Origin of the sequence: Pinisolibacter aquiterrae, from assembly GCF_019160155.1 — a bacterium.
Taxonomy (GTDB): Bacteria; Pseudomonadota; Alphaproteobacteria; order Rhizobiales; family Ancalomicrobiaceae; genus Pinisolibacter; species Pinisolibacter aquiterrae.
On record NZ_JAFNIH010000003.1, the window covers coordinates 26,701 to 44,373 of the forward strand.

Below are 17,673 nucleotides of genomic sequence, written 5' to 3' on the forward strand. Positions count from 1 at the left end.
TGGAGCCATTTTCTACGCCTAAAGTCGTACAAGTGCTTACTATGCACTCGCGCAACACTGCTCGATATTCCGAAGCATCGGAGTTTCGACGACTAGAAGACGCCGCAATTCGGGACCAGATCGGTCATATCCGGTGCAGATCATGCCGGGCGACCAGCGGGGGACCGACGACGATGTCGCGATCGAGACCCGAGGGAGCGAAACGCGATCGAGGTTCGAAATGTCCGACGAAAAGTCCCAAGCCCCGCAGCAGACCCAGCAGACCCAGCCGCGCCTCCAGGCCGACGCGCTCGACGCCCAGTACAAGCCGATCGGCATCTCGGCGATCTGCGCCGCGTCCGCGCTCAAGGGCAAGAAGAGCGGCCCGCAGATGAGCTGATCCCCTGACGGGGAGAGGTCGACGCGACGCGGGGAACGGGGTATCGAGGGGACGGCGCGATCGGGTGTGATCCCGTCGCGGTCCCGGCTTCCTCCCGCATCGGTTCGACATGCTGACGATCCACGGTCTCATCGACTCGCGCCTGATCACGGCGGCGATTTCGTCCGCACCGCCGCCGGAAGGTCGAGCGGTCTGGTTCGACCTGCTCGAGCCCGACGAGGAGGAAGATCGCCTCGTCGAGGAGATGCTCGGCGTCGCGGTCCCGACCCGCGACGAGATGCAGGAGATCGAGGCGTCGAGCCGCCTCTACGAAGAAGACGGCGCGCTCTACATGACCGCGCTCGTCCCCTTCCTGTTCGAGACCGACGATCCGCGCGTGACGCCGATCACCTTCGTTCTCGCCGGCGACCGTCTGGTCACCGTGCGCTACGATCGACCGCGTTCCTTCGAGATCTTTCGGACGCGAGCGGAACGGCCGGTCGCCGGGCTCGTCGACGGGCGAGCGGTGCTGATCGGCCTCCTCGAGACCATCATCGATCGGCTCGCCGACGGCTTGGAGCGGATCGGCGCCGATCTCGAGCGTCTGTCGGCCGACGTGTTCCGGCCGCGCCGGGAACGCGAGAAGGAACTCGAGGACGCGATCACCGCGATCGGCCGGATGGGCGGCGCCATCGCCCGGGCCGAGGAGAGCATCGTCTCGCTGTCGCGGCTCTTCCATTATCTCGGCGAGGAGAACGGGCGCGAGCGGCTCGACCGCGACGGCAAGGCGCGGCTCGCCACGCTCGAGCTCGACGCCCGCTCGCTCGCCGAACACGCCAAGTCGCTCGACGCGCGCGTGAACTTCCTGCTCACCGCGACGCTCGGTCTGGTCGGCCTGGAGCAGAACACGATCGTCAAGATCTTCTCGGTCTTGGCGGTGGTCTTCATGCCGCCGACGCTGATCGCCTCGATCTACGGCATGAATTTCCACGCCATGCCGGAGATCGACGAGCCCTGGGGCTATCCGATGGCGCTGGCGCTGATGGTCGCGTCGGTCGCGACCACCTTCGCCGTCTTCAAGTGGAAACGGTGGCTGTGAGCCCCGCCCTCCCCGCTCACGGGTAGAGGCGGGTCTTCTCCCACGGCGCGCCGACGCCCGCGCGCGTGAACTCGATGCGGTCGTGGAGGCGGAAGGGGCGATCGTGCCAGAACTCGATCGCCTGCGGCACCACGCGGAAGCCCGACCAATGGGGCGGGCGCGGCACTTCGCCGATGGCGTATCTGAGGCCGTATTCGGCGACCGCCTTCTCGAGCGCGAAGCGGCTCTCGAGCGGGCGCGACTGCTTGGAGGCCCAGGCACCGATGCGGCTCGCCCGCGCGCGCGAGGCGAAATAGGCGTCGGCCTCGGCGTCGCTCACCAGTTCGACGGCGCCGCGAATGCGGATCTGGCGGCGCAGGGTCTTCCAGTGGAAGAGCAGCGCGGCCTTGCGGGTGGCGAGAAGCTCGCGGCCCTTCTTGCTCTCGAAGTTGGTGTAGAAGACGAAACCCGCCTCGTCGAAGCCCTTCAACAGGACCATGCGCACGTCCGGCAGGCCGGTCTCGTCGATCGAGGCCACCGCCATCGCATTGGCATCGTTGACTTCCTTGGCCTCGGCATCCCTCAGCCAATCGGCGAAGAGGCGAAACGGCTCCTCGGCGCCGGAAAAGTCACCCGTCGTTAACTCCGATGGTGGATCGTTCTGAAAATGGTCGGTCATCGTCTTCGGAGGCACCCTTGGCCGGTCTTCGGTCCCCATCCTATACCGTCGTTCACGAGCCGCGCCAGACGCGCGTGCCGCAGATCGGCCGTGCTCTCGCCGGCTTGCTCCTCGCCTCGGCCCTGTCCGGTTGCGGCATCGTGATGCCGTTGTCGTCGTTGATGTCGAGTTCGCCCTCCGAGACGGCGGCGCCGCCGAGCGACGTCACCGGGTCGATCGGACCGGCGCAACCGGCCGCGGGCGCCGCGCCCGACGGCGACGGCGAAGCGGTGCGCCGGGCGATCGAGGTGGCGGTGGCGCGCGGCATCGACGCGCCGGTCGCCTGGAAGAACGACGCCACCGGCCATTCCGGCACGGTCACCGCCTCGACGGCGGTACGCGCCGGCAACGGCGCTCCCTGCCGCGACTTCGAGACGACGCTGGTCACGATCGAGGGCGTCGATCTCCACGGCGGGCGAATCTGCCAGGGCTATTCAGGCGGCTGGGAAGTGTTGCGCTTCGAACGGCTCGGCGGCTGAGGGGCCGAGACACCGCGCCTCCTCGACGCGATCCCCGAGATGTTCCGCGCGCGGCGGCGCGATCTCGTCGAGATCGGGTCGGCGACCTTGCTTTTCCTCTGGAATTCGCCGACGAACACTCCCACATCCGTGCGCGAGACCAATCATCGGCCGCAAGGCCGCAACCCCGACGGCCGGACGACCGGGAACCGGGGACGAGGAGTTCGATGATGCGCGACCCCTACGACGTGCTCGGCGTCGCTCGATCGGCGAGCGCCGACGAGATCAAGAAGGCGTTCCGACGCCTCGCCAAGAAGCACCATCCGGATCAGAATCGCGACGACCCGAAGGCCCAGGAGGCCTTCGCGGAGGTCAATTCCGCCTATGAGATCCTCGGCGACGCCGCCAAGAAGGCGCAGTTCGATCGCGGCGAGATCGACGCGGAAGGCAAGCCGCGCTTCACCGGCCATCCCGGCGGCGGCTTCGACTTCCGCTCGGCCGGCGCTCGGACCGGGGCGCGCGGCGGCCACGGCGGCGGACCGGAATTCGACGACTTCCTCACCGACATCCTCGGCCAGGCCTTCGGCGCGCGTGGGCGCGGCGGCATGGGCGGCGGCCGCGCCGGAATGGGCGGCATGGGTGGAATGGGCGGCATGGGCGGTGGCGGCATGGGCGGTGGCCAGCCCCGCGCGCGCGGCGAGAACATCGAGGTCGAGGCGCGCGTCAGCCTCGAGGAGGTGGCCGAGCACGCCAAGATCCGGGTCGAGCTTCCCAACGGCAAGACCCTCGACGTGCAGCTGCCCGAGGGCGTCTCCGATCGCCAGCAGATCCGTCTCAAGGGCCAGGGCCATCCCGGCACGCCGAACGGCGACGTGATGGTGAGCGTGGTGTTCCAGAAGCACCCGCAATTCCGGGTCAACGGCCACGATCTCGAACTCGACGCGCCGATCACGCTCGAGGACGCGGTTCTCGGCGGGCGCGTGCGCGTGCCGACGCTGTCGGGCGCGGTCGAGCTCAACCTTCCGGCCGGCACCACCGGCGGCAAGGAACTGCGCCTGAAGGGCAAGGGCCTGCCGACCAAGACCGGCGGGAGCGGCAATCTCTACGTCACCCCGCGCATCGTCCTGCCCGAAGGGGGCGATCCGGAGCTCGAGGCCTTCCTCAAGGCGCGCCGGTCGCGTTGACCGGCGCGCGCGTTCGTTCGGGCGCGGTTCATCTCGCGTGTGCGAGAGTGGCTCCCGAAGTCGCAAGGCCGCAAGGCCGACCGGAGGTGAGACCCGTCCCATGATTCGGACATTGATCCATGCCGTCGCCGTGCTCGCGCTGCTCGGTGTCGTTCAGGCCGAAGCGCAGCAGCGCCCGCAGCAGCCGAGCCGGCCGCCGTGGCAGGACGTCTGCTGTGGTGGACCCTGCTGCAAGCCCAAGCCGGGCCGTTGAGAGGCGACGTCGTGGAGCAAGGGAACGACGTCGGCCGACCGAGCCGAAACCATGACGCCGGCGCCCGGAGGGATCTCCGGACGCCGGCGCTGGTGTCCGCCGTCCTGCTCGCCGCGAGCGGCTGGGGGTGGGCGGCCTATGAGCATTTCGTGCGAGTTCCGATCGCCGAGAACAACGCCCGCGTCGCCTATGCGCTCGACCTGGTCGACCGCTTCGACGACACCCCCGCCCACAAGGCCTACATCGATCTCGCCACGGAGATGAAACCGTGGTGGGAGGCGATCGAGGACATTCAGCGGCGGATCCAGAACGCCCCCGACGACGACACCCGCGACGCGCTGATCTCCGAGCGCGACGCCTCGCTGATCACCTTCGTCGAGAGCCACGATCTGGCGCCGAAGGTCGATCTGCTGATCGGGTCCTTCGATCTCTTCACCCGCTGCCTCGTGGCCTCGGTGTGCGACGAGGCGGCGATCGAACGCGCCATCTCGATCGACGTCAAACGGATCTGGCGCACCTTCCGCCCGTGGGTGCTGCATCGCCGGGTGACACCGCCGGGCGATCGCTCCTATGGCCGCGACATCGAGGATCTCTATTTCCGCTTCGTCGGCTGAGCCCCGTCGGCTCGCCTCACTTCTTGCGAGAAACGAAAGCCGTGAAGGCGGCGGCGGCCTCCGGCGAGGCGAGACGGCGGGCGAATTCGGCCGCCTCCTCCTCGATCCGCGCCAGGATCTCGGCGCGGCCGGCGCCGGGGACGTCGCGCAGCAGACGGCGGGCGGCGGCGAGCGCGGCGCGCGGCTTGGCGGCGAGGGCGCGGGCGGTGTCGCGGGCCGTACGTTCGAGATCGGCGGCGGGCACGACGCGATTGATCAGACCGACGGCACGGGCACGCTCGGCGTCGAAGGGGGCGCCGAGGGCGAGCAGCTCGAAGGCGACGGCATGGCCGAGGCGACGCGGTCCGAGCAGGCTCGACGCCGCCTCCGGCACCAGACCGAGATCGGTGAAGGGCGTGCGGAACAGCGAGGCGTCCGAGGCGACGACCAGATCGGCGTGGAGAAGCGCGGTGGTGCCGACGCCGATCGCCAGCCCGTCGACGCCGATCACCAGCGGCTTCTCGAGGGTCGCCAGACGGTGCAGGAAGTCCAGAATTTCGCTGCCGAGGCGGCCGGTGCGGGCGCATTCGAGGAAGTCCTCGATGTCGTTGCCGGCGCAGAAGGCGCCGGGCAGGCCGAGCCAGAGATGGACCGCGACGGCATCGTCGGCCTCCGCCGCCGACCACGCCGATGTGATCGCCGCATACATGTCGGAGGTCAGGGCGTTCTTCTTGTCGGCGCGCGCGAGGCGCAGGACGGCGACGGCGCCGTCGCGCTCGGCGATCACGGTGGGCGGCAGATCCTGCGACATCGCGGCGGTTTCCTCATGGTCCTTGCGCCGGGTCGCGGCGGCCGCCGCTCTCCTTGACGCAAACGTCATTTTTCGATCGATACGAGCCGATCTCAGCATGTCCGGACAGAAAGGTCCACACCGTCGCGGCCGGTTCGTGGCGGCGCCGTCCTCGACGGCCGGGACGGCGGCGACGATCACGAGACGTGCCTCGCGGCGCGATCTCGGCTAGACAGGGCCGCGAGACGAGCGGGAACGAGGCGCGGGCGCGCGAATGGTCATGGTGAAGATCGAGGACGACCGCGAGGGAGCGATCGAGGCGGCGGTGGCGGCGCTCGAGGCCGGTGGTCTGGTGGCGCTGCCGACCGAGACCGTCTACGGGCTCGGCGCCGACGCCACCGATCCGCGCGCGGTGGCGGCGATCTATGCCGCCAAGGGCCGGCCGCGTTTCAATCCGCTGATCGCCCATGTTCCCGACCTCGCGGCGGCCGAGACGCACGGCGTGTTCGGGCCGACGGCGCGGGCGCTGGCGGCGGCGTTCTGGCCGGGACCGTTGACGCTGGTCGTGCCGAAGCGGCCGGAGAGCGCGATCTGCGATCTCGTCACCGCCGGGCTCGACAGCATCGGCCTGCGGGTGCCGGCGCCCTCGGTCACGCGCGAAATCCTGGCCCGGCTCGGCCGGCCGGTGGCGGCGCCGAGCGCCAATCGATCCGGGCGGATCTCGCCGACCCGGGCGAGCGACGTGGCGGAAGATCTCGGCGCGGCGGTCGCGGTGATCGTCGATGCGGGGCCCTGCCCGGTCGGGGTCGAATCGACCATCGTCGCGGTGCTCGACGGACGCGTGACGCTGCTGCGGCCCGGCGGGGTGACGCGGGAGGCGATCGAGACCGTGATCGGCCGTCCACTCGATCGGCCGGAGGCCGCGAGCCTCGCCGTCGACGCCTCGGCGGAAGGCGCCGCGCCCCTCGCCCCCGGGCTCCTCACCTCTCATTACGCGCCGAACGCGCGGGTCCGGCTCGATGCCGATCGGGTCGCGCCGGGCGAGGCGCTGATGACTTTCGCCGGTCTTCGCCCGCCGGGGAGCGCGCAGGCGGTGGCGCTCGTCGATCTCAGCCCCTCGGGCGATCCGGTCGAAGCCGCGAGCCGCCTCTTCGGGGCCTTGCGCGATCTCGATGCCAGCGGCGCCGGCACGATCGCGGTGGTGCCGATCCCCGAAGACGGGCTCGGCGAGGCCATCGCCGATCGGTTGCGGCGGGCGGCGGCGCCGCGCCCCTGAGTTTGGCGGGCCGGCGCGGACAGCCATGCGCGACACGCATGATGACGGTTCGAGGATCCCGACGAAGGTATGACCTCACCATTGATTTCCGTCACGGTCGGTTGATGACGAGCCGATCACGATCGGTCATCGTAAGGTCCGTCTCCTCGTGGCCGTGACGCCGGGCTCTACTCCGGCGCCGCACGAGAGGCGGGAAGAATTCAATCGGTCCGGCCAACGGACCGAGCGACCGCGAGAGCCGCCGACGACAAGGCGCGGCCCGGTCGAGGGGAGGAAGGACGGACGCATGTCGACGTTGTTGATCCACCATCCGGCGTGTCTGGGCCATGCGACCCCGCTCGGCCATCCCGAACGCGCGGACCGGATGCGGGTGATCGACCGCATTCTCGAACACGAGCGGTTTCAGCCGCTGGAGCGCGAGGCGGCCGCCCTCGGCACCCGCGCCATGGTGGAGATGGCCCATCCCGGAACCTATTTCGACGAGATCGCCGACGCCGTCCCGGCCGAGGGCCTGCTGCGCCTCGACGACGACACCACCATCTCGCCCGGCAGTCTCGAGGCGGCGCTGCGCGCCGTCGGCGGGGCGTGTCAGGCGGTCGACGAGGTGTTCGAGAAGAAGGTCCGCAACGCCTTCGTCACCGTGCGTCCGCCGGGCCATCATGCCGAATCGAAGCGAGCGATGGGCTTCTGCCTGTTCAACAACGCGGCGATCGCCGCCCACTGGGCGCGCGTCCGGCACGGCGCCGAGCGGGTCGTGGTCATGGACTTCGACGTCCACCACGGCAACGGCACCCAGGACATCTTCTGGAACGACCCCAATCTGATGTACGCCTCGACCCACCAGATGCCGTTCTATCCCGGCACCGGCGAGGTCGGCGAGACCGGGGTTCGCGACAACATCGTCAACGCGCCGCTGTGGGCGGGGGCCGGCGGCGCCGACTTCCGCGAGGCGATGGACATCGCCATCCTGCCGCGGATCGAGGATTTCCGGCCCGATCTCGTCATCATCTCGGCCGGGTTCGACGCCCATACGCGCGACCCGATGAGCCAGATCAATCTGGTCGAGGCGGATTTCGCCTGGGCGACGTCGCGGCTGATGGACATCGCCGACCGACGCTGCGACGGTCGTGTCGTCTCGGTTCTCGAGGGCGGCTACGACCTCGAGGGGCTGGCGCGCTCGGTCGCCGCGCATGTGATGACCCTGATGAAGAACTGACGCGGGGCGGCGCGGTATCGCCGTCGCGGTGGATATGTCGCCGCCGAGCGTGGTTCGACACTGGCGGGCGGCGGCGTGGTCGGGAACACTTCTGTGCGATCGTCGGCCGATCGGCGGCCGGGATCGCGAGCGTCGGGAGGCCATCGATGTCGGGTCGTACTCTCCTTTCCGCCGGGCTGGCCTCGCTCCTGCCCCTCCTCGTCTCGCTCGGGCCGGCGCGGGCCGAGGGCGACACGATCGAAAAGCGCCTGTGGGTGGCGACCGGAGCGAAGGCCGTGACGGTCGATCGCTTCCGGGAGATGCGCGAGGACTGCGCGCTCGCCCCGGCGCCGGTGGTGACGGTGCTGCAGCATCCCGCCTTCGGCAAGGCGAGCGTGAAGAGCGCCAAGGCGGCCGGCAAGACCGATCCGGCCGGCCCCTATGCCGCCTGCGACGGCAAGCCGTTCAACTGGACCACGGTGACGATTCCCGCCCCGGCCAAGGGTCAGGGCACCGACAAGCTGGTGATCCAGGCCCAGGAGAGTTCGGGCGATACGACGACCTACGACGTCGAGATCGTCTTTGCGAAGAAGCTCCCGGCAGGTAAGACGTCGGGGCTGCTCGAGGACCGCTGAGTCCCGACCGACCGCGCGAGGACGATGCCTTGACCGACACCACCGCTGCTCCCGACGTCGCCGCCCTCACCTTCGAGCAGGCGCTCGCCGAACTCGAGACGCTGGTCGGGCGGCTCGAGCGCGGCGACGTGCCGCTCGAGGAATCGATCGCCGCCTACGAGCGCGGCGAGGCGCTGAAGGCGCGCTGCGCCGGGCTTCTGTCGATCGCCGAGGCGCGGGTCGAGAAGATCCGCGTCGGCGCCGACGGGCGCGCCGCCGGCACCGAAGCGCTCGATCCGGATCGCGCCTGACGGGTCAGGCCGTCGCCTCGGCCGGGCGGCGCGCCGGCACGACCAGTTTGGCGACGAGGATCTGAACGACCTCGCCGTTCTGATTGCGGGTCTCGTTGCGGACCGTGGCGATGCCGCGATCGGGCCGCGACCTCGATCGCGTCACGTCGACCACCTCGACATGGACCGTCAGCGTGTCGCCGGGCCGGGTCGGGCGCGGCCAGGAGATCTCGCCGCCGGCACCGACGATGCCCCAGGCGAAGGGCACGCCGTTCTCGGTCAGGAGCCCCATCGAGAGGGCCGCGACCTGCCAGCCGCTCGCCGCGAGCCCACGGAAGAACGTCGCCTCGGCGGCCTCCTCGTCGAGGTGGAAGGGCTGGCGATCGTAGCTGCGGGCGAAGGCCTTGATGGCGTCGGCGTCGATCGTCACCGAGCCGGTGGTCCAGCGCCGGCCGGGTTCGAGATCCTCGAGATAATGGTCGTTCATCGGCGGTTCCTCGGCGTTGCCGGCGGGCGGCACGGGGTTTATCATGATCACCATCATGAATAATCACATTGATGATGATCATCATCAATAGGCAAATCGACCTTTCATTCCCTCGAGCGGCGAGGATCGACGACATGGCCAGGGTGTCCAAGGAGACGGCGGCGACGCATCGCTCGGCGATGGTCAGGGCGGCGAGCCGGCTGTTCCGGGCGCGCGGCCTCGACGGCGTCGGGGTGGCGGAGATCACGCGGGCGGCGGGCCTCACCCACGGCGGCTTCTACGGCCATTTCGCCTCGAAGGAGGCGCTGGCGGCGGAAGCAATCGGGGCGGCCTTCGAGGAGGGGCGCGCGCGTCTCGAGACGCGCGGGCTCGAGGCGTGGTTGCGCGGCTATCTCTCGCGCGGCCACCGCGACCGTCCCGACGAGGGCTGTCCGCTGCTCGCCTTTCCGAGCCCGCACGCGCGGTTGCCGGACGAGGTGGCGGCGGAGCTCGCCGGGGGCGCGGCGCGCCTCCTCGACGCGGTCGCCGAGCGTCTGCCGGTCCTCGACGGCGAGGACGGGGAGAGCCGCGCCCGGCGCGCGGCGGCGCTGCTCGCGACCGCGATCGGCGGGCAGATCCTGGCGCGGGCCCTGGCGACGGCCGATCCGGCGCTCTCCGACGCGGTGCTCACGGCGCTGCGGGAGCGGCTCGGTCCTCTCGACGGCGGGTCGGCGGGCGCCCCTTCGGCCGGTTCCTCCGCGAAAGGGTGATTTGCAGCCCCGCGACGGCTCATGTATCGGTAGGTGGTCACCTTCCGTTCGAAGGCCCCGACGATCGCCCCGTCGCCGATCGCTCCCGGTCGCCATCGCGAGAGTTCCGATTTTGTCGACCACCCCCGAGACTCCCCTCCTCGATACCGTCCACTCCCCCGAGGACCTGCGCAGGATTCCCGACCACCAGCTGCGCCAGTTGGCGGACGAGTTGCGTGCCGAGACGATCGACGCGGTCTCGGTGACGGGTGGCCATCTCGGGGCCGGTCTCGGCGTGGTGGAATTGACGGTGGCGCTGCATCACGTGTTCGACACGCCGCGCGACATCCTGATCTGGGACGTCGGTCACCAGACCTATCCGCACAAGATCCTGACCGGGCGGCGCGACCGGATTCGCACGCTGCGCCAGCCGGGCGGCCTCTCCGGCTTCACCAAGCGCGACGAGAGCCCCTACGATCCCTTCGGCGCGGCCCATTCCTCGACCTCGATCTCGGCGGCGCTCGGCTTCGCGGCCGCTCGCGACCTGCGCGGTGGCACCAACAACGTGATCGCGGTGATCGGCGACGGCTCGATGTCGGCGGGCATGGCCTACGAGGCGATGAACAACGCCGGCGCGCGCGACGCTCGACTGATCGTCATCCTCAACGACAACGACATGTCGATCGCCCCGCCGACGGGCGCGATGAGCGCCTATCTGGCGCGGCTCGTCTCGTCTCGGACCTTCATGCACCTGCGCGACTTCGGCAAGCAGGTGACCAAGCGCCTCCCGAAGTTCATCGAGGTCGGCGCCAAGCGGGCGGAGGAATTCGCGCGCGGCATGGCGATGGGCGGCACGCTGTTCGAGGAACTCGGCTTCTACTACGTCGGGCCGATCGACGGGCACAATCTCGACCATCTCCTGCCGATCCTGCGCAACGTCCGCGACGCGAAGGAAGGGCCGATTCTGGTCCATGTCGTCACCCAGAAGGGCAAGGGCTATGCCCCGGCCGAGGCGGCCGACGACAAGTATCACGGCGTCGCCCGGTTCGACGTGGTCACCGGCAAGCAGGACAAGCCCAAGGCCAACGCGCCCTCCTACACCAAGGTCTTCGCCCAGGCGCTGATCGGCGAGGCGCGGCGCGACGAGCGCATCCTCGGCATCACCGCGGCGATGCCGGGCGGTACCGGGCTCGATCTCTTCGCCGAGGCCTTCCCGAAGCGGATGTTCGACGTCGGCATCGCCGAGCAGCACGCGGTGACCTTCGCGGCCGGGCTCGCCGCCGACGGGTTCAAGCCGTTCTGCGCGATCTATTCGACCTTCCTGCAACGCGGTTTCGATCAGGTCGCCCACGACGTGGCGCTGCAGAAGCTGCCGGTGCGCTTCCCGATCGACCGGGCCGGGTTCGTCGGCGCCGACGGGGCCACGCATGCCGGATCCTACGATCTCGCCTATCTCGGTTTCCTGCCGAATTTCGTGGTGATGGCGCCGTCCGACGAGGCCGAACTGGTGCACATGGTGGCGACCAGCGCGGCAATCGACGACCGCCCCTCTGCCTTCCGCTTCCCGCGCGGCGAGGGCGTCGGGGTCGAGCTGCCGGCGTTCGGGGAGATCCTGGAGATCGGCAAGGGCCGGATCCTGCGGGAGGGCACCAAGGTGGCGATCCTGTCGATCGGCACGCGCCTCGCCGCCGCTCTGGAGGCGTCCGAGACGCTCGAGGCGCACGGCCTTTCGACCACGGTCGCCGACGCGCGCTTCATGAAGCCGCTCGACCGCGACCTCCTTCGCCGGCTCGCGCGCTCGCACGAGGTGCTGATCACGGTGGAGGAAGGGGCGATCGGCGGCTTCGGCAGCCACGTCCTGCATGCTCTCGTCGAAGAGGGGCTGCTCGACGGCGCCCTCAAGGTCCGCACCCTGACGATGCCGGACATGTTCCTCGACCACGGCGACGCGGAGAAGACCCATGCGGCGATCGGTATCGACGCGAACGGCATCGTCCGACGCGTCTTCGAAGCACTCGGGCGCGGCGAAGCGGCGATCGAGCCGGCGCGGCGCGCCTGAGGAGAGGGAAACCATGTCGCTGCGCCTTCTGCGCCATGCCTTGTGGGTGCTGGTCGCGGTCGTGGTGATCGGGCTCGGCGTCTTCGTGGCGCTGCGCGAGGGACGGGCGCCGCAACCGCAGGCGGAGAGCACCGCGCTGAAGCCGGTCGCCGGCATCGGCGGCGACTTCACCCTGGTCGACCAGACCGGAGCGCCCTTCACCCAGGCGCAACTGCTCGGCCATCCGACGCTGCTCTTCTTCGGCTACACCTTCTGCCCGGACGTCTGCCCGACCACGCTGCTCGAGGCGGAGGGCTGGATGAAGGCACTCGGCGACGACGCCGACCGGCTGAAGGTGGTCTTCGTCACCGTCGATCCGGAGCGCGACACGCCGGCCAAGCTGAAGGACTATCTCGCCAGTTTCGATCCGCGCTTCGTCGGTCTCAGCGGGCCGCGCGAGGAGATCGACCGGATCCTCAAGGCCTACCGTGTCTATGCCCGCAAGGTCGATGGCCAGGGCGGCGACTACACGATGGATCACACCGCCGCCGTCTACATGCTCGACCCACAGGCGCGCTTCGTCGGCATCATCAACTTCCAGGAGGAGACGGCGAAGGCGATGACCAAGATCCGGCGCCTCCTGACCATGTCGTGAGACGCCCGTGATCGACGCCGCCGCCCTTCTCTCCGCCGCCGTCGCGGGATGTCTCTACGTGGTCTCGCCGGGACCGGCGGTGCTGGCGCTGGTCGGCATCGGCGCCGCCAAGGGCCGGCGGCCGGCGCTGACCTTCCTGCTCGGCCATCTCGCCGGCGACACGCTGTGGTGCTCGCTGGCGGTGCTGGCGCTGGTCGGGGCCAAGGTGTTCGATCCGCTGCTGTTCGAGATCGTGGCGCTCGCCTGCGGGTTCTATCTCGGCTTTCTCGGCTTCAAGGGCGTCACGGCACGCTCGGCGCGCGGGGCCGACGACCTGATCGGCGACCGGCCCTATCTGCGCGGCGTCGCCTTCGGCCTCACCAATCCGAAGAGCTATCCGGTGGCGCTCGCCATGTACACGGCGCTCTTCGCCGGCCGGCCGGAGGCGCTGACGGTCTCGGCCATGCCCGGGCTCTTCGTCGCCTCCTTCGTCGGCTTTCTCTGCGGCGACGCGATCCTCGCCTGGATCGTCGGCACCGGCTTCATGCGGCGGCTCTACCTCTCCCACGCCGTGACGATCGTGCGGGTGACCGGCGGTCTCTTCCTCGCCTTCGCCGCCACGACGCTGTGGGAAGCGGTGCCGAAGCTGGTGACGCGGGTGGTGTGACGGGCAGCCGACATGAAGATCCCCGCGTCGGAGCGACGCGGGGTTTCCTTTTCGTCGGCGACCGATCCCCTCAGGCGGCGAGCGCCCGGTCGAGGGGGAGGAGGTCGTAACCGAGCGCCTCGGCGACCGCCGGATGGGTGACGCGGCCGGCGCAGACGTTGAGCCCGTTCGCCAGATGCGGATCCTCGGCGAGCGCGCGGCGCCAGCCCTTGTCGGCGAGGGCGAGCGCGAAGGGGAGCGTCGCGTTCGACAGCGCGAAGGTCGAGGTGCGGGCGACGCCGCCGGGCATGTTGGCGACGCAATAGTGCACGACGCCGTCGACCACGTAGGTCGGACGCGAATGGGTGGTGGCGCGCGAGGTCTCGGCGCAGCCGCCCTGATCGATCGCCACGTCGACGATGACCGAGCCGCGCTTCATGGTCTTCAGCATCGGCCGGGTGATCAGCTTGGGCGCGGCGGCGCCGGGGATGAGCACCGTGCCGATGACGAGATCGGCCTCGGCGACCAGCGCGGCGATGGTCTCGCGGGTCGAGGCGGCGGTCTTCAGCCGGGGGCCGAAACGGGCGTCGAGGCGGCGCAGCACGTCGAGGGAACGATCGACCACGGTGACGTCGGCGCCCATGCCGAGCGCGATCGTCGTGGCATGGGTGCCGGAGACGCCGCCACCGAGGACGACGACCTTGGCCGGCGCCACGCCGGGCACGCCGCCGAGCAGGACGCCGCGCCCCTTGGCGGCGTTCTCGAGCGCGTGGGCGCCGACCTGGGCGGCCATGCGTCCGGCGACCTCCGACATCGGCGTGAGCAGCGGCAGGCCGCCAGTCGCCGACGTCACGGTCTCATAGGCGACGCAGGTGGCGCCGGAGGCGACGAGATCGCGGGTCTGATCAGGGTCGGGCGCGAGGTGGAGATAGGTGAAGAGGAGATGGTCGGGCCGGAGCTTCTCGCGCTCGACCGCCAGGGGTTCCTTGACCTTGACGATCATCTCGGCCTCGCCCCAGACCGCATCGACGGCGTCGAGGATCCGCGCGCCGGCCTTGACGAAGTCGCGGTCGGCGATGCCGGCGCCCCGGCCGGCGCCCTTCTCGACCAGCACCTCGTGGCCGTGGGCGACGAGTTCGGCGACCGACGACGGCACCAGGCCGACGCGGTCCTCGTGATCCTTGATCTCCTTGGGGACACCGATGCGCATGGGGGGCTCTCCTCGACGGGATCGACCGGCCCGACCCGGTCGAATATTCTGCCGATGATGCGACCAGATCCACGCAATTTCTCGCCGGATGCGGGATTTCAAACCATTCGCAAAAATCGATCCTTGATCGAATTCGAAGATTCTTCGAATATCCTGCGATGCTTCACATCGACGATCGCGATCGCGCCATTCTGACCGAGTTGCAGGCCGACGGACGGCTCACCAACGCCGAGTTGGCGGAGCGCGTGCACCTCTCGCCGTCGGCGTGTCTGCGCCGGGTGAACCTGCTCCTCGAGAGCGGGCTGGTGGCCGGGACCCATCTGGTGCTCGACCAGAAGGCGGCCGGTTTCGCCGGCACGGCCTATGTCTCGATCACCCTCGACAGTCAGGATCGCGCCCGGCTCGACGCCTTCGAGGCCAAGGTCCGGCACATCCCGCAGATCCAGGAGTGCCACCTGCTCGCGGGGCAGTCGGACTATCTGCTGCGCGTCATCTTCCACGACATGGCGGATCTGGAGCGGCTGCATTCGGAAGTGCTGACGCGGCTCCCCGGCGTCGTCCGCGTCCAGTCGCAGCTGACGCTCAGGACGGTGAAGCGCACCACGAAAGTGCCGGTGTGAAGCGCCTGCCCTAGGCGCCCCCCTCCTCCGCCACCTCCACCGTCATCCCCGGGCTCGCCCCGGGGATCCATGGAGCCGCGCCACCGGGGCGACGCCGAATGGATGACCGGGCCGAGCCCGGTCATGACGAGAGGAAACACGGAGTGGACGGCCAGGGCGACGGCGCGCTCGTCACCCCTTGGTGAAGACCACCACCGCCTCGACGTGGTGCGACCAGAGAAACTGGTCGATCGGGGTCACCTCGCCCATGGTCCAGCCGGCATCGACCAGATAGCGCGCGTCGCGGGCGAGCGTCGCCGGGTTGCAGGAGATCGCGACGATCACCGGCACCGAGGATTTCGCCAGTTCCTTGAACTGCGGCGCGGCACCGTCGCGGGGCGGGTCGATCACCACCGCGTCGAAGGCCAGTTCCTTGCCCATCAAGGGGCGGCGATAGAGGTCGCGGACCTCGACCGACACCGGCTTCAGACCCTGGGTGTGGCGCGCGGCGAAGGAGAGCGCGTCGAGGGCGCCGCGCTCGCTCTCCACCGCGTGGACCTGGGCGAGACGGGCGAGGCGGAGCGAGAAGGTGCCGCAACCGGCGAAGAGATCGGCGACGCGCGGCGGGCCCTTGGCCCGCTTCGGGCGCGCGGCGAGCGCCGCCTCGACGGCCACCTCCACCAGCTTGGCCATCGCCTCCTCGGCCTCCGCCACCGCCTGGATGAAGCCGCCGGGCGGCGGCATCACGGCGATGCCGCCGAAGCGGATCACCGGGGCATGGGCCTCGACGACGATCTCGCGACCGATCGAGAAACGGGCGAGGCCGAGTTCGAGCGCGAGGCTCAGCGCCTGCTGACGGCGATCGGGCGCCAGCGTGGCGTCGCCGACGGAGACGTCGAGGCCGGTCTCGGTGTCGAGCACGGTGAAGATCGCCCCCTTCGCGCCGAAGGTGAGCAGGTGGGAGAGCGCGACCAGCTTGGGCAGACCGGCGCGGATGCGCGGCGAGATCACCAGACAGTCGGAGCCGTCGACCACGGTGTGGGAGAGACGCTCGCGGAAGCCGGCGACCGGCGCCCCGGTGCGGCGCTGGACCGCGATCACCGCGCGGCGGCGCGAGGCGGGGCCGGTGGCGACGATCTCGGCGACCTCGACGTCGAGACCGCGATCGGCGAAGGCGGCGCGCACCTGCGCCCGCTTCCAGGCGAGATAGGGCGTCTGGTCCCAATGCTGGAGCGAACAGCCGCCGCAGCGGTCGTAGACCGGGCAGGCCGGCTCGACGCGGTCGTGCGAGCCCTCGACCACCTCGACGACGCGGCCGCGCTCGTTGACGCCCTCGCCGGAGATGCCGATCCGCACCGTCTCGCCGGGAAGAGCGCCGCCGACGAAGATGCGCTTCTCGCCCGCTTCGGTCTCGAAGACGGCGACGCCGTCGCCCTTGTGGGCGATGTCGGTGATGGCGACCGTGACGGTCGGGCCGTCCTGGAAAGCGTCGGTCACGGGTCTGTCCTCGTTCGTTGGTCGGCCGACCTTGTGCCCCATCCGGCGCCGGGAAGCGAGGGGCGTCATGGTCGCGTAGGCGTCAGGCCCCGTTTTTCACAGCGGCCAGCACATGTTCGCGGTTGCCGTCGGCACCGGCGATGGCGGCCTCGGCGCGGCCGAGCACGCGCCAGCCGTGGGTTTCGAGGAGCGCGGCGATTCGTTCGACCGCCGCCTCCGCCGCCGCCTCGTCGCGCACCACGCCGCCCTTGCCGACGTGGTCGCGGCCGACCTCGAACTGCGGTTTCACCAGGAAGACGCCGATCGCGCCGGGGGCGGCGAGATCGAGCGCCGGCGGCAGGGCGAGCGCGAGCGAGATGAAGCTGACGTCGGCGACGACGCAATCGGGCGCCCGGGCGAGATGATCGGCGGCGAGATCGCGGGCGTTCAGCCCCTCGATCGAGGTGACGCGAGGGTCATTCGCCACGGCGAGCGCCAATTGGCCGTGGCCGACGTCGATCGCGGTGACGTGGGCCGCGCCGCGCGCCAGCAGCACCTGCGTGAAGCCGCCGGTGGAGGCGCCGAGGTCGAGGCAGGTCCGCCCCTCCGGCGAGAGGGCGAAGGCGTCGAGGGCGCCGACCAGTTTCAGCGCGGCGCGGGAGACCCAGCGCGCGGCGGGATCGGCGATCTCGATCCGCGTCTCGACGCCGACCGGCGCCGCCGGCCGGGTCTCGACGCGGCCGTCGACGGTGACGGTGCCGCGATCGATCGCGTCGCGGGCGCGCGCCCGGGTCGGCGCGAGACCGCGGTCGACCAGGGCGACGTCGAGGCGTTTGCGGGTCATGACGGGCGGGATCCGAGAGCGGCGATCACAGGCAGGCGCTCATGCCGCCGACCAGCGTGTCGAAGAACACGCCCTGGCCGAAGCGGGCCCAGGCCCAGAGCGCGACGACCAGAAGGCCGGCGAGCGCGGGCAGGCCGACATAGAGAACCGGACGTGGCACGGCGGGGGACGGAGCGCGGGTCATGGCGGCGATCATAGCCGTTC

At 70.2% G+C, this 17,673-nt stretch carries 22 protein-coding genes; 15 read left to right on the forward strand and 7 right to left on the reverse strand.

Features of this window, described 5'->3' with window-relative positions:
* Positions 1–220: 220 nt before the first annotated feature.
* Together J3S89_RS00630 and J3S89_RS00635 are read left to right on the forward strand one after the other, a co-directional pair.
* A complete protein-coding gene (locus J3S89_RS00630) occupies positions 221–379 on the forward strand; it encodes a hypothetical protein (RefSeq protein ID WP_217925534.1) in 159 nt (52 codons plus the stop codon).
* Positions 380–488: 109 nt separating this feature from the next.
* Positions 489–1,457, forward strand: coding sequence for a magnesium transporter CorA family protein (locus J3S89_RS00635; protein ID WP_217925535.1), 969 nt, complete (start codon positions 489–491; stop codon positions 1,455–1,457).
* Positions 1,458–1,473: 16 nt separating this feature from the next.
* Here J3S89_RS00635 and pdxH read toward each other — a convergent pair whose 3' ends face one another.
* Entirely contained in the window at positions 1,474–2,115 is a 642-nt protein-coding gene (gene pdxH, locus J3S89_RS00640) for a pyridoxamine 5'-phosphate oxidase (protein WP_217925536.1), read from the reverse strand.
* 17 nt (positions 2,116–2,132) lie between these two features.
* On the opposite strand from pdxH, the gene J3S89_RS00645 reads away from it, so the two are divergent.
* The 4 genes from J3S89_RS00645 to J3S89_RS00660 all read left to right on the forward strand — a co-directional run bounded on the left by J3S89_RS00645 (position 2,133) and on the right by J3S89_RS00660 (position 4,663).
* On the forward strand, positions 2,133–2,633 hold the full coding sequence (locus J3S89_RS00645) for an RT0821/Lpp0805 family surface protein (protein ID WP_217925537.1): 501 nt from the start codon (positions 2,133–2,135) through the stop codon (positions 2,631–2,633).
* Between the two features lie 209 nt (positions 2,634–2,842).
* Entirely contained in the window at positions 2,843–3,796 is a 954-nt protein-coding gene (locus tag J3S89_RS00650) for a DnaJ C-terminal domain-containing protein (RefSeq protein ID WP_217925599.1), read from the forward strand.
* 100 nt (positions 3,797–3,896) lie between these two features.
* Positions 3,897–4,049: a hypothetical protein gene (locus tag J3S89_RS00655; RefSeq protein ID WP_217925538.1), complete on the forward strand. Its 153-nt coding sequence runs from the start codon at positions 3,897–3,899 to the stop codon at positions 4,047–4,049.
* A 92-nt stretch (positions 4,050–4,141) separates the two neighbouring features.
* Positions 4,142–4,663, forward strand: a complete 522-nt coding sequence (locus J3S89_RS00660; protein ID WP_217925539.1) for a hypothetical protein — start codon at positions 4,142–4,144, stop codon at positions 4,661–4,663.
* Positions 4,664–4,679: 16 nt separating this feature from the next.
* On the opposite strand, the gene J3S89_RS00665 is transcribed toward J3S89_RS00660, so the two are convergent.
* A complete protein-coding gene (locus J3S89_RS00665) occupies positions 4,680–5,441 on the reverse strand; it encodes a crotonase/enoyl-CoA hydratase family protein (protein WP_217925600.1) in 762 nt (253 codons plus the stop codon).
* A gap of 271 nt (positions 5,442–5,712) precedes the next feature.
* Here J3S89_RS00665 and J3S89_RS00670 point away from each other — a divergent pair, with 271 nt between their 5' ends.
* The 4 genes from J3S89_RS00670 (at position 5,713) to J3S89_RS00685 (ending at position 8,828) form a co-directional block, all read left to right on the forward strand.
* On the forward strand, positions 5,713–6,708 hold the full coding sequence (locus J3S89_RS00670; protein ID WP_230489216.1) for an L-threonylcarbamoyladenylate synthase: 996 nt from the start codon (positions 5,713–5,715) through the stop codon (positions 6,706–6,708).
* A 286-nt stretch (positions 6,709–6,994) separates the two neighbouring features.
* On the forward strand, positions 6,995–7,924 hold the full coding sequence (locus tag J3S89_RS00675) for a histone deacetylase family protein (RefSeq protein WP_217925541.1): 930 nt from the start codon (positions 6,995–6,997) through the stop codon (positions 7,922–7,924).
* Positions 7,925–8,070: 146 nt separating this feature from the next.
* A complete protein-coding gene (locus J3S89_RS00680; RefSeq protein ID WP_217925542.1) occupies positions 8,071–8,538 on the forward strand; it encodes a hypothetical protein in 468 nt (155 codons plus the stop codon).
* A gap of 29 nt (positions 8,539–8,567) precedes the next feature.
* Entirely contained in the window at positions 8,568–8,828 is a 261-nt protein-coding gene (locus tag J3S89_RS00685; protein WP_217925543.1) for an exodeoxyribonuclease VII small subunit, read from the forward strand.
* A gap of 4 nt (positions 8,829–8,832) precedes the next feature.
* Here the strand turns inward: J3S89_RS00685 and J3S89_RS00690 are convergent, their stop codons facing one another.
* Positions 8,833–9,294 (reverse strand): MaoC family dehydratase, encoded by a 462-nt coding sequence (locus J3S89_RS00690; protein ID WP_217925544.1) that lies wholly within the window; start codon positions 9,292–9,294, stop codon positions 8,833–8,835.
* Between the two features lie 134 nt (positions 9,295–9,428).
* On the opposite strand from J3S89_RS00690, the gene J3S89_RS00695 reads away from it, so the two are divergent.
* The 4 genes from J3S89_RS00695 to J3S89_RS00710 all read left to right on the forward strand — a co-directional run bounded on the left by J3S89_RS00695 (position 9,429) and on the right by J3S89_RS00710 (position 13,361).
* Positions 9,429–10,043, forward strand: coding sequence for a TetR/AcrR family transcriptional regulator (locus tag J3S89_RS00695; protein ID WP_217925545.1), 615 nt, complete (start codon positions 9,429–9,431; stop codon positions 10,041–10,043).
* A gap of 112 nt (positions 10,044–10,155) precedes the next feature.
* Positions 10,156–12,081 carry a 1-deoxy-D-xylulose-5-phosphate synthase gene (gene dxs / locus J3S89_RS00700; RefSeq protein ID WP_217925546.1) on the forward strand — a complete coding sequence of 642 codons (1,926 nt, stop codon included), beginning with the start codon at positions 10,156–10,158 and terminating at the stop codon, positions 12,079–12,081.
* Positions 12,082–12,094: 13 nt separating this feature from the next.
* Positions 12,095–12,715 carry an SCO family protein gene (locus tag J3S89_RS00705; protein WP_217925547.1) on the forward strand — a complete coding sequence of 207 codons (621 nt, stop codon included), beginning with the start codon at positions 12,095–12,097 and terminating at the stop codon, positions 12,713–12,715.
* Between the two features lie 7 nt (positions 12,716–12,722).
* Complete coding sequence (locus tag J3S89_RS00710) at positions 12,723–13,361, forward strand: LysE family translocator (protein WP_230489210.1); 639 nt, start codon at positions 12,723–12,725, stop codon at positions 13,359–13,361.
* A 70-nt stretch (positions 13,362–13,431) separates the two neighbouring features.
* Here J3S89_RS00710 and ald read toward each other — a convergent pair whose 3' ends face one another.
* Entirely contained in the window at positions 13,432–14,550 is a 1,119-nt protein-coding gene (ald, locus tag J3S89_RS00715; RefSeq protein WP_217925548.1) for an alanine dehydrogenase, read from the reverse strand.
* 158 nt (positions 14,551–14,708) lie between these two features.
* On the opposite strand from ald, the gene J3S89_RS00720 reads away from it, so the two are divergent.
* Positions 14,709–15,170 (forward strand): Lrp/AsnC family transcriptional regulator, encoded by a 462-nt coding sequence (locus tag J3S89_RS00720; protein ID WP_217925549.1) that lies wholly within the window; start codon positions 14,709–14,711, stop codon positions 15,168–15,170.
* A gap of 171 nt (positions 15,171–15,341) precedes the next feature.
* On the opposite strand, the gene J3S89_RS23460 is transcribed toward J3S89_RS00720, so the two are convergent.
* From J3S89_RS23460 to J3S89_RS00735, 3 genes are all read right to left on the reverse strand, one after another.
* Positions 15,342–16,646, reverse strand: coding sequence for a class I SAM-dependent RNA methyltransferase (locus J3S89_RS23460; RefSeq protein WP_217925550.1), 1,305 nt, complete (start codon positions 16,644–16,646; stop codon positions 15,342–15,344).
* An 82-nt stretch (positions 16,647–16,728) separates the two neighbouring features.
* Positions 16,729–17,469 carry a TlyA family RNA methyltransferase gene (locus tag J3S89_RS00730; protein WP_217925551.1) on the reverse strand — a complete coding sequence of 247 codons (741 nt, stop codon included), beginning with the start codon at positions 17,467–17,469 and terminating at the stop codon, positions 16,729–16,731.
* 25 nt (positions 17,470–17,494) lie between these two features.
* Positions 17,495–17,653, reverse strand: a complete 159-nt coding sequence (locus J3S89_RS00735) for a hypothetical protein (protein ID WP_217925552.1) — start codon at positions 17,651–17,653, stop codon at positions 17,495–17,497.
* Positions 17,654–17,673 lie beyond the last annotated feature (20 nt).